At 53.5% G+C, this 14988-nt stretch carries 8 protein-coding genes; 3 read left to right on the forward strand and 5 right to left on the reverse strand.

Annotated features, from left to right (window positions below; genetic code table 11):
- The first annotated feature begins 304 nt into the window (after positions 1-304).
- Together AAC022_RS22235 and AAC022_RS22240 are read left to right on the forward strand one after the other, a co-directional pair.
- Positions 305-1627, forward strand: a complete 1323-nt coding sequence (locus tag AAC022_RS22235; protein ID WP_339734587.1) for a DUF1501 domain-containing protein — start codon at positions 305-307, stop codon at positions 1625-1627.
- A gap of 214 nt (positions 1628-1841) precedes the next feature.
- Positions 1842-6977, forward strand: coding sequence for a PVC-type heme-binding CxxCH protein (locus AAC022_RS22240; protein ID WP_339734589.1), 5136 nt, complete (start codon positions 1842-1844; stop codon positions 6975-6977).
- Between the two features lie 307 nt (positions 6978-7284).
- On the opposite strand, the gene AAC022_RS22245 is transcribed toward AAC022_RS22240, so the two are convergent.
- The 4 genes from AAC022_RS22245 to AAC022_RS22260 form a co-directional block, all read right to left on the reverse strand.
- Positions 7285-8769, reverse strand: coding sequence for a carbohydrate porin (locus AAC022_RS22245; RefSeq protein ID WP_339734591.1), 1485 nt, complete (start codon positions 8767-8769; stop codon positions 7285-7287).
- A 332-nt stretch (positions 8770-9101) separates the two neighbouring features.
- Positions 9102-9968: an alpha/beta hydrolase gene (locus tag AAC022_RS22250; protein ID WP_339734593.1), complete on the reverse strand. Its 867-nt coding sequence runs from the start codon at positions 9966-9968 to the stop codon at positions 9102-9104.
- Between the two features lie 295 nt (positions 9969-10263).
- Positions 10264-10539, reverse strand: coding sequence for a hypothetical protein (locus AAC022_RS22255; protein ID WP_339734595.1), 276 nt, complete (start codon positions 10537-10539; stop codon positions 10264-10266).
- Positions 10540-10750: 211 nt separating this feature from the next.
- The gene (locus AAC022_RS22260; protein WP_339734597.1) at positions 10751-11461 is read right to left on the reverse strand and encodes a heme-binding protein; all 711 of its coding nucleotides are present in this window, start codon (positions 11459-11461) and stop codon (positions 10751-10753) included.
- A gap of 167 nt (positions 11462-11628) precedes the next feature.
- Here AAC022_RS22260 and AAC022_RS22265 point away from each other — a divergent pair, with 167 nt between their 5' ends.
- The gene (locus AAC022_RS22265; RefSeq protein WP_339734599.1) at positions 11629-12033 is read left to right on the forward strand and encodes a DUF1353 domain-containing protein; all 405 of its coding nucleotides are present in this window, start codon (positions 11629-11631) and stop codon (positions 12031-12033) included.
- A 289-nt stretch (positions 12034-12322) separates the two neighbouring features.
- Here AAC022_RS22265 and treZ read toward each other — a convergent pair whose 3' ends face one another.
- Positions 12323-14980 carry a malto-oligosyltrehalose trehalohydrolase gene (gene treZ / locus AAC022_RS22270; RefSeq protein WP_339734601.1) on the reverse strand — a complete coding sequence of 886 codons (2658 nt, stop codon included), beginning with the start codon at positions 14978-14980 and terminating at the stop codon, positions 12323-12325.
- Positions 14981-14988: the final 8 nt, after the last annotated feature.

Here is a 14988-nt window from a genome sequence, read left to right on the forward strand (position 1 = left end):
GCCGTGCGGGTGGTTATTGTGGGGCCATTGTAGATGTGAACCGGTGGGATGTCGCGAGGCGGGTCGACACGTGGGTCGACCCCTACGTGGTCTGTGATTGTTCCGGATGTTTCACAGTGCATCCAGGTGGGAAATCTTGCGAATTTTGGCTAGATACATTAACATGTGTTGATGCGTGGTGCCGGTTTTGATATATTGACGAACGTAGATGTGTGGTTGTCTCCCCTATTGGCAATGATTGCTACCGGCGATGATTGCTGGCTTCGCATCTATCCCGCCGCACTCACCTGGGAAAGGAGCAGGAATGTCTCAACGCACTGCAGAATTTTGCGATGGCATCTCACGACGGTCCGTTGTGAAAGCGGGTTTGACCGGCTTGATGGGGCTCTCTCTCCCCGACATTCTTCGCTTGAAGGCAGACGCTGCGGAACGGGGACGTTCGAAGCAGGATACGGCTGTCATCTTTCTGGAACTAGCGGGGGGGCCGTCACAGCATGAAACTTATGACCCCAAGCCGAATGCCCCTTCTGAGTATCGGGGGCCGCTCAGTCCTATTCGCACCGCTGTCCCGGGAGTGCAGTTCAGCGAGTTCATGCAAGAGCAGGCGCGGGTGCTGGATAAAATGGCCATCATCCGTTCGATTCATCACGATTCCGGCAGCCATGGTACGAGCAGCCATTTGACCCAAACCGGTTATTACCTGCGTGATCGCCAGAACAGGGAAAACGAGATGCCGAGTATTGGATGTATTACGTCCAAAGTACGCGGCAGCAACGCAGAGGGAATTCCGGCGTATGTCTCTTTGCCACGCGATATGCGTTTTGGTCGTGCCGCCTGGTTGGGTAAAGGGTACAATTCTTTCATCACCGCGCGCGATGCGGATGCCAAAAACTTTACGGTTCCCAACCTCACACTATTACGCGGTCTGACGGCAGAGCGGATGCAGGACCGTAAGGCTTTGCTGAAGGGCTTCGATGCCTCTCGCAAAATTATTGACAACAACGGTGTCGGCGAGGCCATTGATCAATACACCAAAGAAGCCTTCGAGATGGTGTCTGGTGACGCTGCACGCAATGCGTTTGATCTCTCACAGGAAGATGAGAAAACACGCGACCGTTATGGAAGGACCTCTTTTGGCCAGAACATTTTGCTCGCACGCCGGTTGGTGGAACATGGTGTAACCGTGGCTTCCGTGCGCGTGACCGGCCCCAGCTGGGACGATCATCGCGATCTGGTGAAGCGCATGCGGGAAAAGGGCATTCCTTACGACCGTGCGTTTGCGGCACTCGTGGAAGACCTGCATGAGCGGGGACTCGACAAAAAAGTGATGGTGGTTGCCATGGGCGAATTTGGTCGGACGCCGAAATTCAATAAGACAGCCGGTCGCGACCATTGGGGGCGTGTGATGAGTGTTGCTTTAGCGGGCGGCGGAATCAAAACCGGTCAGGTGATCGGCGCTTCCGATGATCAAGGGGGCACGCCGACAGACGCCCCTTATCGTCCCGAAAATGTGCTGGCGATGCTGTATCGTCATCTGGGCATCGATCCTGCCACAACGTTCCTGGATCATAGCGGCAGGCCGCGTTATATTCTCGAACGCCGGGAATTGATTACCGAATTGATCTGAAACGTGGTGTCATTCACGTCGGTCCGATTTCTGAGGCGATAATCATTTCCGCGCAATGGTTTTCCTTCTCGTTTGCTTTTCTGAATGGTCTGCTTTTTCTGGCGGATCGCAGGCGAAAGACTAGCTTCTGCCCTGGTTCGTAACTAAACTGGGATGATCAGTAAAATTTACACCCGGATGCTCTTCGCCCTTTTTTACGGATTACGCTCGAACAATGAAACATCTTTCCCACCTCGTTGCAGACTCCCCCCTGAAATCCGCTTGCTGGATTGCTTTTCTGTGCCTGTCATTCTTCGTCACCAACTTTGCCAGCGCAGCGCCGCTGGTTTATGAAGGTACTGAGGGAGTTGGTAAGGGAAAACATATTGTTTTTCTGGCAGGCGATCATGAATACCGTTCTGAAGAATCGTTGCCGGCACTGGCACGGATTCTGGCAAAGCATCACGGCTTCAAGTGCACCGTGCTGTTTAATATTGATCCGAAAACGGGCGAAATTGTGGCGGGCAACTCAAACATGCCGGGCATCGAAGCGCTCAAAACGGCGGACCTGGCGGTGGTCTTTCTGCGGTTCCAGAATTTCCCCAAAGAACAGATGCAGCATTTCGATGACTACCTCAAACGGGGGGGGCCGGTGGTCGGAATGCGGACTTCGACACATGCATTCAATATGCCTGCGACGGCCCCCTTCTCCGAATATTCGTACAACAGTAAAGACAAGGACTACGAGCTCGGCTTTGGTCATCAGGTGCTGGGGCAAACATGGGTGGGTCACTACGGAAGAAATCATCAGCAGAGTACACGCATTAAAGTGATCGATGACAAAAAGGCGCACCCGATTTTGCGTGGGGTAAAAGATATCTGGGTACAGGCAGGCGGTTATGTTGGCAAGCCTACCGATGGTGAAGTATTGACGATGGCGCAGCCTTTGAACGGTATGAAGCAGGATTCTCCCGCCGATGATACGAAGCCGCCGATGCCTTCGGAATGGACGCGGACGTATCAATCGAAATCGGGTAAGACGGGCCGCGTATTTACGACGCTCTACGGAACGCCTGAAGATATCTTGAATGAAGGCTACCGTCGGATGCTGGTCAACGCGTGTTTCTGGGCGCTGGGAATGGAAGATGCAATCAAAGCGGACGCCAACGTGGCCTTCGTAGGGCCTTTCAAACCCAATACATTTGGCAATGCGACTTACGCACGCGGTATCAAACCGGAAATGTATGCCGGGTACAAAAGTCAGATTCCCGCCAATAACAATACGAAAATTCCGGAAGCAAAACACAAGGGGCATCATCATTCCCCCAAGAAAAAGAATAAGCCTAAAGGAAAACAGACAAAGAAACCGGCGACCGCTTCACTCGTGACAGGTAAGCCTGCACAGTTTGTGCGGATCGAACTTCCAGGCAATAAACGTATCCTCACGCTGGCGGAAGTCGAAGTGATCAGCGGTGGGAAAAATATCGCGAAGAACGGCAAGGCCACACAGTCAAGCACAATGGGTTCCGGAGTCGCCGCCAAGGCATTGGATGGCAATAAAAGCTCTGACTGGGGTAAAGGTGGGCAGACCCATACTGCCAATGCGGGATCAAAAAATCCGTGGTGGGAAGTCGATCTCGGTCGGGCCGTTGATGTGGAAAAGATTGGTGTCTGGAATCGTAACGGATTCGAGGGCCGTCTGGAAAATTTCACGCTGACGCTGTTGGATGCGAATCGTAAAGAGGTGTTTCGGCTCACGAAAGTGGCCGCTCCCTTTGCTATGGAGATTGATGTCAAGAACGGTGGAAAGCAGGAATACCTGACTTTCAACGGAAAACCCGGCGTCCCTTATAAGTCGACTTCAAAGTCAGTCGGTTCGAAGTCATCCAGTCAGGCCGCGGACCCGACACTTGTCGACGTGCCCGCCAACTATCGTGATCCGATGCCGTTTGCCTTTCATAAGGGCGATGTCGTTGCCATTCTTGGTAATGGACTGCCGGATCGGATGCAGCATGATGGATGGCTGGAAACGCTGCTGCAGAGTGAGCTGCAAGATAAGCAGGTACGTATTCGTAATTTGAGTGCGAGCGGCGATCGTCCCGATTCGTTCCCGCGCAGCAAGGGCGCCGCTACGGTGACCGAGGTTCTGCGGCATGTGAAGGCGGACGTCGTCTTTGCGTTCTTCGGCTATAACGAATCATTTCAAGGCGTGAAGAAGGCAGGCGAGCATCAAAGAAAGCTCGTGGACTTCGTCAAAAAGACCCGTGGTTCCAAGGCGAACGGAAAATCGTTCCCGCGGATTGTATTGTTCAGTCCCATCGCGCATGAAGACACCGGAAGTAAAAACGTGCCTGATGGCAAGGCACACAACATTCAGCTCGCGGCCTACACCAAGGCAACGGCAGCCGCTGCAAGAGAGGCGGGAGTGGCGTTTGTTGACCTGTTCCACCCTTCTCTGCAGATGTTCAAGGAGTCGAGCACGCCTTTGACAATCAACGGGGTGCATCTGAACGAGGAAGGTAACAAACAGCTGGCCGAAGTGATCTCATCAGCTCTGTTTGGTCATCAGGTGACCGCGTCGCACACGATGGAGCCCCTGCGGTCGGCTGTATTGGATAAGGCTTATAAGTGGAATAACCGCTATCGCGCTCGTGATGGCAATGATGTCTGGGGCGGCCGGTCTATTCTCAAGTTCACGAACGATCAGACCAACGCCGTTGTTTTGCAGCACGAGCTGTCGATGTTGGATGTGATGACGATGAATCGCGATTCCCGTGTCTGGGCAGTCGCCAAAGGTCAGGACATCAAAGTCGACGACAGCAATGTGCCACAGCCGGTGAAGGTGATCTCGAATGTTGGTGGAGGCAGCAAGAGTTCCAACGCAGTAAAAGAAGGGAACCTCAAATATATCAGTGGTGAGGATGGCATCAAGCATATGGCTGTCGCTGATGGATTTGAGATCAGCCTGTTTGCTGATGAAAAACAGTTTCCCGAACTGGTCAACCCAGTGCAAATGCAGTTCGATACCAAAGGCCGCCTGTGGGCCGCTGTTTGGCCGACTTATCCCAAGTGGGAACCGCTGAAAGAGATGGACGATGCGTTGATCATTTTGCATGATGATAACAATGATGGCAAAGCGGATCGCGTGACCGAGTTTGCTCGAATCCAGAATCCACTGGGTTTTGAGTTTTGGAATGGCGGCGTCCTGGTCGCTTCCGCGCCGGAAATCGTGTTCTTGAAAGATACCGATGGCGATGACGTGGCCGATGTCCGCACCGTTCTGTTGCAAGGCCTCGATTCTTCTGACACTCACCACGCAGCGAACAATTTGATCTATGGTCCTGATGGTGCAATTTACTGGCAGAGCGGCGTCTTTATGATGCATAACCACGAGCACCCATGGGGGCCTTCTCTGCAGGCCGCTGAATCGGCCATGTATCGCTTTGATCCGCGGCGGTTCACCATTTCGATGCATGCGGTCAATTCTCCGAACCCACACGGTATCGCGTTTGACTCTTGGGGTTATCAATACGCGACCGATGGTACTGGCGGCCGCGCGTATCAGGTTCGTCCGGAAAAGTCCGGGTTCAAAATGCACGAGCTATTGAAGAAAGAAGTGCGGCCTGTGACGGCCAGCGAAGTGATCAGCAGTGCTCACTTCCCTGAATCAATGCAAGGCGACTTCCTGATTTGTAACGTGATTGGCTTTCTGGGCATCAAACATTATGACCTGGTGCGTGACGGTGAAAAGGGTACCGTGTGGGGTGAGCCTGCGGGTGACGATCTAACGGTTACGCGGCTCAACGCTGACGGCTCCAAATCGGATGACAAATCGACAGGTCTGATGATGAGTGGAGACAAGAATTTCCGCCCTGCGGATGCGATATTTGCTCCCGATGGCTCGCTGTATTTCTGCGACTGGCACAACGTGATCATCGGCCATATGCAGCATAATGTTCGCGATCCTAACCGCGACCATAAGCATGGCCGCGTTTACAGAATGACTGCCAAGGGACGTCCACTACAAAAACCGGTTGCCATTGACGGCCAGCCGATTGCTGCATTGCTCGACAATCTGAAATCGCCCATCGATGGTATTCGCCACCGCACTCGCATCGAATTGAGTGAACGCGATTCAGAAGCAGTGATCGCGGCCACGAAGGAGTGGGTCAAGCAATTTGATCCGAATAAAAAAGAAGATGCACACCACTTACTCGAAGCGCTCTGGTTGCATCAGCAACACGATGATCGGAATCTTGAATTACTGGGTCTACTGTTGAAGTCTCCCGAGCCACACGCTCGCATTGCCGCGAACACGGTGAAGCATTTGTGGTTCAACGTCGAAAGTACCATGCGTGGCGGCGTGATCGCGGAATCGGAAGAAGCTGCGACACAAAAGTCCGGCATTCTCAGTGATACGCCTGAACTTACCACGATTCGCATCGGAACTGTCCGCGAACGCATGAGATACGACGTGACGAAACTCACCGTGAAGCCTGGTAAGAAGGTGAAGCTCACGTTTGCCAATCCGGATTATATGCCTCACAACATGATGCTGGTTAATCCCGGGAAAGCCGATGAAGTTGGTCTGGCGGCGATTGCTTTGGGAGCCAGCGGTTTTTCGGTCGGTTTTGTTCCCGAGAGCAAAGAAATTCTCTGGGCCAGCAAGCTCGTCGATCATGGTCAGGAACAGGTCATCGAGTTCGTCGCTCCGACAAAAGAGGGTGCGTACCCATACATCTGCTCTTTTCCCGGCCACCACATGCTGATGCGGGGAACGATGTACGTGACCCACGATCTCGAGGAGTTTCTCATTAAAAACCCGGAACAGGTAACTAAGGTTACACAGTGGAAACTGGCTGATCTGGAAAAAGACGTGAAACGTGTGGGACAACATCGGAATTTTTCGAGAGGGAAAGAACTCTTCACGAAACTTGCCTGTGCCCAGTGCCACAAAATGGATAAGAACAGTGTGACCCTCGGCAAGAATCTCTCCATCGGTCCGAATCTTGACGAAGTTCTGAAGAAGCATAAGCACGACGCCAAAGCAATCTTGGCAGAGATTCTTGAGCCCTCCCGCAAGATAGAGGAAAAGTACAGAACGGTACTGCTCCTGTTGGAAGATGGACGGAGTCTTAACGGGAATATTGTCTCTGAAGATAAGACATCATTAGTACTTGTAACGGGGCCGCCACAAGTGAAAGAGCAGAAGGTTCTGAAGAGTTCTATCGAATTTCAACGTTCCTCTCCCGTCTCCATCATGCCGGCCAACTTGCTGAATACGTTGGACAAAGAACAGATTCTTGATCTGCTCGCGTATGTGCTCTCAGGTGGAAATGCAAAAGACGCTGCATTCCATCATCACCATTAGAGATGGTCAGCGGTTTCTGTATTCAGGTCGAGTTGGACGCGGATACCGGCGGGTCGCCTCCTACGTTTATATTCGTCATACGTGGTGAAACGTAGGGGCTGACCTATGTGTCAGCCCGTGGGGTTGGGGTGTTTGTGATGTGGCGTGCGGATGGAGTGCGTGGTTCCGTTGTGCGTGTGAACCGGTGGGAATGTCGCAAGGCGGGTCGACACATGGGTCGACCCCTACGAATTTATATGGCAAGGTCGTTATACAAATGTAGGGGCTGACCCATGTGTCAGCCCGCGATCGCGGTGGATGCGTTGGTTTACAGATCGAGTTGAAATCTGATGCCGGCGACGAGGGCGTCGGGGAAGATTCCTGAGGGGCTGTTGATGTATTGGAGGTCGGGTTGGATGGTCAGGGTGGAATTGATTTTTGCTTTATAAAACAGTTCGACCATGAACTCCTCGCCGGTGCCCCCATCGTTGAGTTCGACCCAGCCGATGCCTGCGCCGGTGATGTCTTCGTCGCGGCCGCGGATCAGACCCTTGTAGGTGAAACCGGCTAAAATGTCTTTCACGATCACGGGAAAGGGGGAGTTGCCGGTACTATCGATGGGGAAGTGTTGTGCGAAGACGGAGAGTCCCTGTGGAGCGTTTTCGGTACTATTGGCTTCACGAAACAGAAGTTGCTCGAATTGGAAGTAGTATCCAAACGCGCGGGGAATGGTTCCTGTGGGGACCACGCCTGGAGATTCGTAGGCCATTCCGAGTGTGATGATGCCGGGTAACTGACTGCCGCGGGTTGAGTAACGGTATTCGAGTTCACCGATGAAGAGGGCCGAATCGTTTCGGGAGAAAACGTCATCTTCTTCACTGTGGTAGGCGTCCCAGACGCCGACCTTGAAACTGAGAGATGGGGAGAGGTCGGTCAGCAGGATTGCCGCCGGACTGGGAGACGGGAAGGAAGGGAGACCGGCTGAGGGTGACAAGCCGAACGCGGAGTTGATGAAATCACTGGCGGAATCCATGGTGACGAATTCCGAGCTCAGGTCCTGTTTACCAAGGCGCATGGTGATTCTGTTTTCGAACAGACCAAATTCCCACCAGAGTTCGCTGATCTGAGTGATGTTGTTGAGAGAATCGATGCTGCTGATGATCTGTGTTGCACCGACGTTCTGTTCCAGGCCCCGACCATGGGTATTTTGAAAGAGTAGATTGATACGGCCCGGGATAGGGAGCTGCATTTTTTCGAAATCAAAGTCGAGCGAAAGATCGAGCAGTCCTTCGTACTGTGTCGAATTTCTGGTGCCGATGCCGCCGTGTGCGTTTGTGAAGACTTCGCCGTAGTAGACGGGGGTCGCGGTGAATCCATTGTCGGTCTTCAGCCAGGGACTTAGCAGCCGCGTGTCTGATTCGTCTGCCATCGGTTCGACGAGCGGGAGTTGGTCTGGGGTGAAGTCATCTGGTGTGAATTCGTATGGCGGCAAATCCTGAGACGTATTATTCGTCGATGGGTCCCCTGCTTTCTCTCCCACGAACTCCTGACCGGTCGCCTGATGCACCGGGAACGCTGTGAGTAGGAACAGGATGGGGAGCATATCCTTAAGCCGCACAATCACGCTCCCCATTTGCGCTAAACTTCCGATGCTGAAATTAAAATACCGATGCCACTTATATATCTTCGGCAGATTTGACGCGGCGTATCCAGTCTGGATGAATAGGTAGACTGAGGGGAGATTGACGGCGGTGTTTTTGAGTGACCGTTGAGGGGGGGAATGAGTGGGACGTCGCGCGGCGGGTCGACACATGGGTCGACCCCTACGAGGTATTATGGCAAGGTTGTGATCATAAATGTAGGGGCTGACCCATGTGTCAGCCTGTGGGGTTGGGGTATGATTTTGGATCACTGTTTGCGCAAGCGCGTTTGATTGCTGGTTATGAATTGAATTATTTCTCTGTCAATTTCTTGCTCGCTGCGCTCGGCCCGAATTGCATTCGGGCCCACCCAATTTGTGTTGGCTTGACTGCCATGTTCTGCTGGTTTGTGTGGTTCCATTGTGAGGGTGACGTTGTGGATCGTCGCGCGGCGGGTCGACACATGGGTCGACCCCTACGAGGATGATGTTTGTCGGCGCGGACCCTATTTGGTGAGGTGTTTTCGTAGGAAGGTTTCGACGAGTTGCATGTGTTCGGCATCGAAGAACTCAGGGCCGCCGTGTGCGGCGCCGTGGATGACTTCGAAGGTGACGTCTCGCTTGTGCTGTTTGTATTTGCCGTGGAGTTCGTGCGACTGGTTAATGGGGACCTGCGGGTCCTGATCGCCGTGGATGAGTAACAGCGGTGGAGCTTGATCATCGACGTGAAAGACCGGGCTGGCCAGTTTTGCGAGAGCCGGTTCACGCTCTGGTCGATCGCCGAGCAGTAGTTGCAACGCGGGAACGCGGACGCTCAAGCCGTGCGGCGTCGATTGGGGGAGAATGGTCATGAAATTGGTGGGCCCAAAATAATCGACGATGGCATCGATCCGCGAGGATTCCTGATCGAAGTCGCCGAGCGTTCCTTCGAGTTGTGCGTTGCCGTTGGTTACTCCCATGAGTGCGACGAGATGCCCGCCGGCGGAGGAACCGAGGATGCCGATTTTGTCGGCGTGGTAGCCGTACTTCTTCGCCGAGCCGCGCAGGAAGCGAATAGCGGCTTTGATGTCGTGGATCTGTGCCGGAAATTTGGCGACCGGTGAGAGCCGATATTCGACACTGGCAACAGCGAAGCCGTTTTGTACAAGTTCGATGAGCGGCATGTTGTCTTTGGATCCAGCGCGCCAGGCACCGCCGTGAATCCAGACGAGCAGCGGCGGGTTTTTGACGCCTTGTGGCAGATAAAGATCGAGGAGCAGACGCTGCTGATCGGTGGTGGCGTATTCAATATCGTTGATCCGCTGAATAGAATCGGCGGCGATGAGGTTTGTGGGAATAAGCATGATTAACGGCAACCACCAGTGATAGTTCATCGGTGTTTCTTTCGGTGTTGGGGAAACGTATTCATTTGTGGTTTATTGTAATATTGTGTCGAAGGGAATGACAGTTTCTTTAGAGGAAAAGTAGGGGCTGACCCATGTGTCAGCCGGTTGGGTTGATGTGTTTGATTTGTGACGTACGGATGGTTTTGCGTGGTTCCGTTGTGGGTGTGTCCCGATAGAAGGTCGCGAGGCGGGTCGATACATGGGTCGACCCCTACCGTAGGTAACATTGTAGGGGCGCCTGCCCTACTTGTTTGGTTAGAGAGTTGAGAGGACTCGCGAGCTGTTATATATCGGGGAAAACCTGGAAGAGGTAGATCAGCAGGAGGATGCCGCGACTGGTCCAGGCGATGGTGCGGAACCAGTTAGAGATGACCAGCCCACGGATGTGTCGGGCAGAAAAACGTGAGGCGAGGACGTGGTGCCGGGGGACCTGAAGCAGGGCTGTTGAAATCCAGACGACAAACAGCAAGCCCACACCGGACCAGGTAAAAGCGGGCCCCATGCCGGGGGGAGGCCAGTAGTCGATGGCAACGGTTGTGGCTGCTTCCGTCAACATCATGGGGCCTACGGCAAACGTGGTTCTGAGTTGATGCGCTTGCTGATAGCGTTAGCGTGTGAACTGCGGTTGGCCGACGAAGGCGAACAGAGGGTAATGTACGATTTGGACGAACCAGATCAATCCCACCATGTAGAAAGTGGAAATCAGCTGGAGCAGGAACAGGGTTTTCAAGATGTCAGATGCTCCCGGTACATGGCTCGGAAATCGCGTGCTATTTGGATTCCTTTTTTTGTGAATTCAGATCTTCGGGTTGTGCTAAACGAATCAGAATTTCATTGCGTCTGAAAGGGCCTGGAGTCCAGGGGGGATCGTAGCCGGCTGCTTCCATAGTGCCTTTATGATTCAGACCTTTTTCTTTGATCCATGCGCGTAATTTCTGCTCAGATTTCGCTGTGGTTTTTTTATTTAAACGTCCGTTAAAGCGATAGACGGCAAAACGTCCCCCTTTGCGTTTTTGAATACGGACATTGTCGCCCGTCGGTTCCGGTATGCCTTCTGCTGTGTTTTTTTGAGGGATCACAAACGCCATTTTACCACTGGCATTCTCTGTTTCGGGATCCATGAATACCGGCGTTGTCATGGAGACTTTTTGTTCCTGCTGATTTGCACCTTGAATATAACGGAACAGTTTCATAAAGCGTTTGTCTTTGTTCGCGGGCTGTGCTTTGCTGTCTGTCATCACCAGCATCAGATCGGGGTAGTCACGGATTTCAAAAGGGCTCGCAGATTCAACAACAGTATACGCGGCTGATTCGTAAGCACTTCTGGCGGTCAGCTTCCAGCCAAAGAATAACAATACCAGGAGGATTGCTGTCAGACCAAAATAGATCATGCGTTTCTTCTTCCTGTTGGGCCTGTTTTTAAGCACTTGTGGCGCTGCATTGTTCACTGTCTGTTCTGAGCCGCTGTCCTGAAAATTCATGCTACAGCTTACTTTCTGAGTCTGAAAATAAATAAGAAGCGGTTTATTGACTACAAGAAGACCCTCATGCTGACTATAGAGACTGTAGTCGCGAAATGTTGATTGAAAAGTGTATTTCCGAATGAATGCTGTTTTCTGAATGATTTTCTATAAGAAGGGAGAGGCCGATGCCGAAAGCTGAGACTGACCAGACAGTTATGATCGTGAGTGGACCACTCCAGACGGAACGACTTGCGGAGGGAAGCCGCCGGTTACTACGGGCTTTGGTCGTGAATGTTCGCGGTAAAGAGATTGTGATTCCGGCCCATTTCATTGCGGACTCCCATTCTCTGCCTCGCTTGAGTCAGTTTATGACTGACTGTTCCCGGGTTGATCTGGCGGGAGTGATTCATGATCGATTATATGCGACCGGTCAATTTACCCGCTGTGAAACAGATACGATCTGGCGGTTAGTGGCCCGGTCGGGTTCGAGCCGCGCGAATTGGTTACAGGCTTGGTTGGGGTGGTTTCTGATTCGGCTGGGAGCCCGGTTTGCCTGGGATCGGGCGCAGAAACAAAATCGCTTGTTGTGAATTTGTCCTCGGTTTTTCCTGGGGCGCAAGCGTGGGCAGGCTGTAACTGGAACCATTGCTATGGTGATACAACATGGCATCTCGCAAGGCGGGGCGACACATGGGTCGCCCCCTACGTGGTATTATGGCAAGGATGTCATGATAAAGGTAGGGGCTGACCCATGTGTCAGCCCGCAGGGTTGCCGTATTTTCGTTGTGCGGTGCGAATGTTTTTGTAGTGTCATTGCGAGTGTGAACCAGTAGATCGTCGCAAGGCGGGTCGATACATGAGTCGACCCCTACGCGGGGATTAGTGTTGAGTAATGATGGCGTGGTTGGGGGCGAGGTGGAGTTGGTTTGCTTTGATGACGGGATTTGGTTCGGAGGACAAAAGAAGTGTGCCTGTCAGCGGGACGGCGATGAGCTTTGGGTCGGTGTTTGCATCGGTGTTTGCCGGGGGCGTCAGGCGGGCAGTGATGGTCGTGGTGCTGGTTTTGTGTTGGTAGTGTAAGGTGAAGAGATTTTGATCCCGGCTGAAATCGGTTTTCAGGTTGGCTGGAGAGAGCCAGCCGGTCTGGAGACCTTGCTTGCGCAATTGGAGTAGCTGACGGTACCACTCATGCATGTCGTGGTCGCGGTGGGTGGCGTTGTTCCATTTGGCGTGGTAGAAGGCATCGGCATTTGAGGGGAGATATGCGTCCTGCCAGATGTGCGGTGGGTAGTTTCCTTTGCGGCCGATGTCGACGGCTTCGCGGAGTTGATGGTCTTCGAAATCAACAAAGAATGGGAACGGGGCGTCGGTCGCGCATTCTTCGCCCATAAAAATCAGCGGGATGCCGGGATAGAGCAGGACGAGTGCGGCGGCCGCTTTCTGGAACTCTTTGGAGGTCAGATGATGAATCCGTTTGCCGTGGGGATGATTGCCGACGCTGTCGTGGGTCTGCAGCGCAATGACCAGTGAGGCAAGGTGGCTGTTGGATTGATCTTCTGTCTGATACGCGGCGCGTTGTTGCGGTGTGACGCGGACTGATTCATGTCCGGCGTAGACATAGCCATGCTGCAGACTGTCGGCGAGATCCTGGATACCTTCGTATTTACGATGTGTGAGATGGACGTCGGGAAGTGCGTGTGAGTAGATCGAATACATCAGGCAGTCACACCAGATGGCGTCGTAAGCGCCCCTGCTCTGGTCTGCGGTCAGCATGTCGTGATTATAGACGTTGGATTCGGCGATCAGGTGGAGGGGCCAGTTTGTGGTCGCGTCGTGCTTTGTGACGGCTTGGCGGATTTGATCGAGAATCGTGAGCGGGCTGTCGTCATACATGCAGTGGACGGCGTCGAGTCGTAAGCCATCGAGATGGAATTCCTCGAGCCAGTAGATTGCGTTGTCGGTGATGAACTGACGGACGTGTGCGGCATCGGGCCCATCGTAGTTGATGGCTTCGCCCCAGGGGGTGTGGTGGTTATCAGAAAAATAGGCACCGAATTCAGAGAGGTAGTTCCCTTCCGGTCCCAGATGGTTGTAAACGACATCGAGCAACACGGCGAGGCCGGCGGCATGACAGGCGTCGACGAAGGCTTTGAAGTCATCCACGGTGCCATACGTATTGCGGACGGCGAACAGGTTAACGCCGTCATAACCCCAGTTCCAGTGTCCCGGTGACTGGGCGACGGGCATGAGTTCGACGGCGGTGACGCCGAGGTCGAGCAGATCGGGGATGCGTTCAATGGCGGCGCGGAAGGTGCCGTCTTCAGTGAAAGTGCCGAGATGGAGTTCGTAGATTATCAAGTCGCGTTTTGGGATGCCTTGCCAACTTTGATCGGTCCAGGCAAAGTCGCGGTGGTCGAGGATCTGCGAAGGGCCGTGAACGCCCTGTGGTTGATAGTGCGAGGCCGGATCAGGACGGGAGACGCTGTTATCCAGGCGATATTGATAGTAGACGCCAGGTCGGGCGTTCCGGGCTGTGCCGGAAAAGTAGCCGTTTTCGTCGCGGTTCAAGTTGTGTTCGGTTGTGGTGTCGCCGTCTTGGATTTCGACTGTGACGGTTTTACGTTGGGGAGCCCAGACGCGAAAATGGGTTTCGTTGGCTGTGACGGAAGTGGCGCCAAGGCGTTCGATGGTGGTTTCAGATGATTCCGCGAGACCGAACCAGCGACAGCCTTCGAGGACACCGCTGGTCGCGGAATCGTGTGCGAGGTAGAGTCTGTTTTTCCAGCCGGATTCGTGATGCAGCTGATACACGCGCTGGGCGAGCGTACGATCGGCATTACCGACTAAGATGGTGCGGTAACCGGCGGTGAGTGCGGCGAGATCGTTGCCGGAATCACCGGAAAAGACGATGTCTTCTGCGTTCAGGGTATATGCGGCAATCCACCACTCCAGCGCGTGTGCCTTAGAGACGGTGGCAGGTAAGAGATCAATCAGGCCGTCGCCGTTAAACGGATCGATGCTGTGAATGATGGAATAAGGTGCGTCTGTCTGGTCGAGATCGGCTTGGATGTGGTCGACCAGCTTGTCGAGTTGTGTTGCGTCGGCGTAGAAACTGAGTTTGAAGGGGCCCTGCTTTGCTTCTTCCTGCAGACGCAAGCCTGGAGTGGATTGCAGCCGTTCGCGGAGGGACGCGATGGGCATGGGGGCAATGATCTGATTTTGATAGTCCTGATAGGCTGTGACGGGGGTGAATGTTCCTGAGTACTGGCGTTTGAAGATCGAGGTGCCGACATCACAGATGATCCACTCTGGTTCGGGTAGTTGGAATTCGGTGATCGCTTGAATAACCGATTCGAAGTGGCGGCCGGTGACGAAGATCAGGGAGATGTCGTGGGCGGCGAACTGGCTGGTGAGTGTTTGCAGAGCGGACCGGTTTTGTGAGTTGCCTTCAAGAGGAATAAAGGTGCCGTCGAGGTCCGTGGCCAGGACATGCCCGCGAGAGGTGACAGCTGGTATGTTCGGTTTCTTAGTTGGCATCAGATCGT

The organism is uncultured Gimesia sp., from assembly GCF_963976445.1.
Classification (GTDB): Bacteria; Planctomycetota; Planctomycetia; order Planctomycetales; family Planctomycetaceae; genus Gimesia.

What these genes read in the sequence shown, in the direction of transcription:
- AAC022_RS22265 (WP_339734599.1), top strand. Translation starts at nt 11,629, where the DNA reads ATGCCGAAAGCTGAGACTGACCAGACAGTTATGATCGTGAGTGGACCA.
- AAC022_RS22245 (WP_339734591.1), bottom strand. Translation starts at nt 8,769, where the DNA reads ATGTGTCGACCCGCCGCGCGACGTCCCACTCATTCCCCCCCTCAACGG.
- AAC022_RS22260 (WP_339734597.1), bottom strand. Translation starts at nt 11,461, where the DNA reads ATGAATTTTCAGGACAGCGGCTCAGAACAGACAGTGAACAATGCAGCG.
- AAC022_RS22250 (WP_339734593.1), bottom strand. Translation starts at nt 9,968, where the DNA reads ATGAACTATCACTGGTGGTTGCCGTTAATCATGCTTATTCCCACAAAC.
- AAC022_RS22255 (WP_339734595.1), bottom strand. Translation starts at nt 10,539, where the DNA reads ATGATGTTGACGGAAGCAGCCACAACCGTTGCCATCGACTACTGGCCT.
- AAC022_RS22235 (WP_339734587.1), top strand. Translation starts at nt 305, where the DNA reads ATGTCTCAACGCACTGCAGAATTTTGCGATGGCATCTCACGACGGTCC.
- AAC022_RS22240 (WP_339734589.1), top strand. Translation starts at nt 1,842, where the DNA reads ATGAAACATCTTTCCCACCTCGTTGCAGACTCCCCCCTGAAATCCGCT.
- treZ (WP_339734601.1), bottom strand. Translation starts at nt 14,980, where the DNA reads ATGCCAACTAAGAAACCGAACATACCAGCTGTCACCTCTCGCGGGCAT.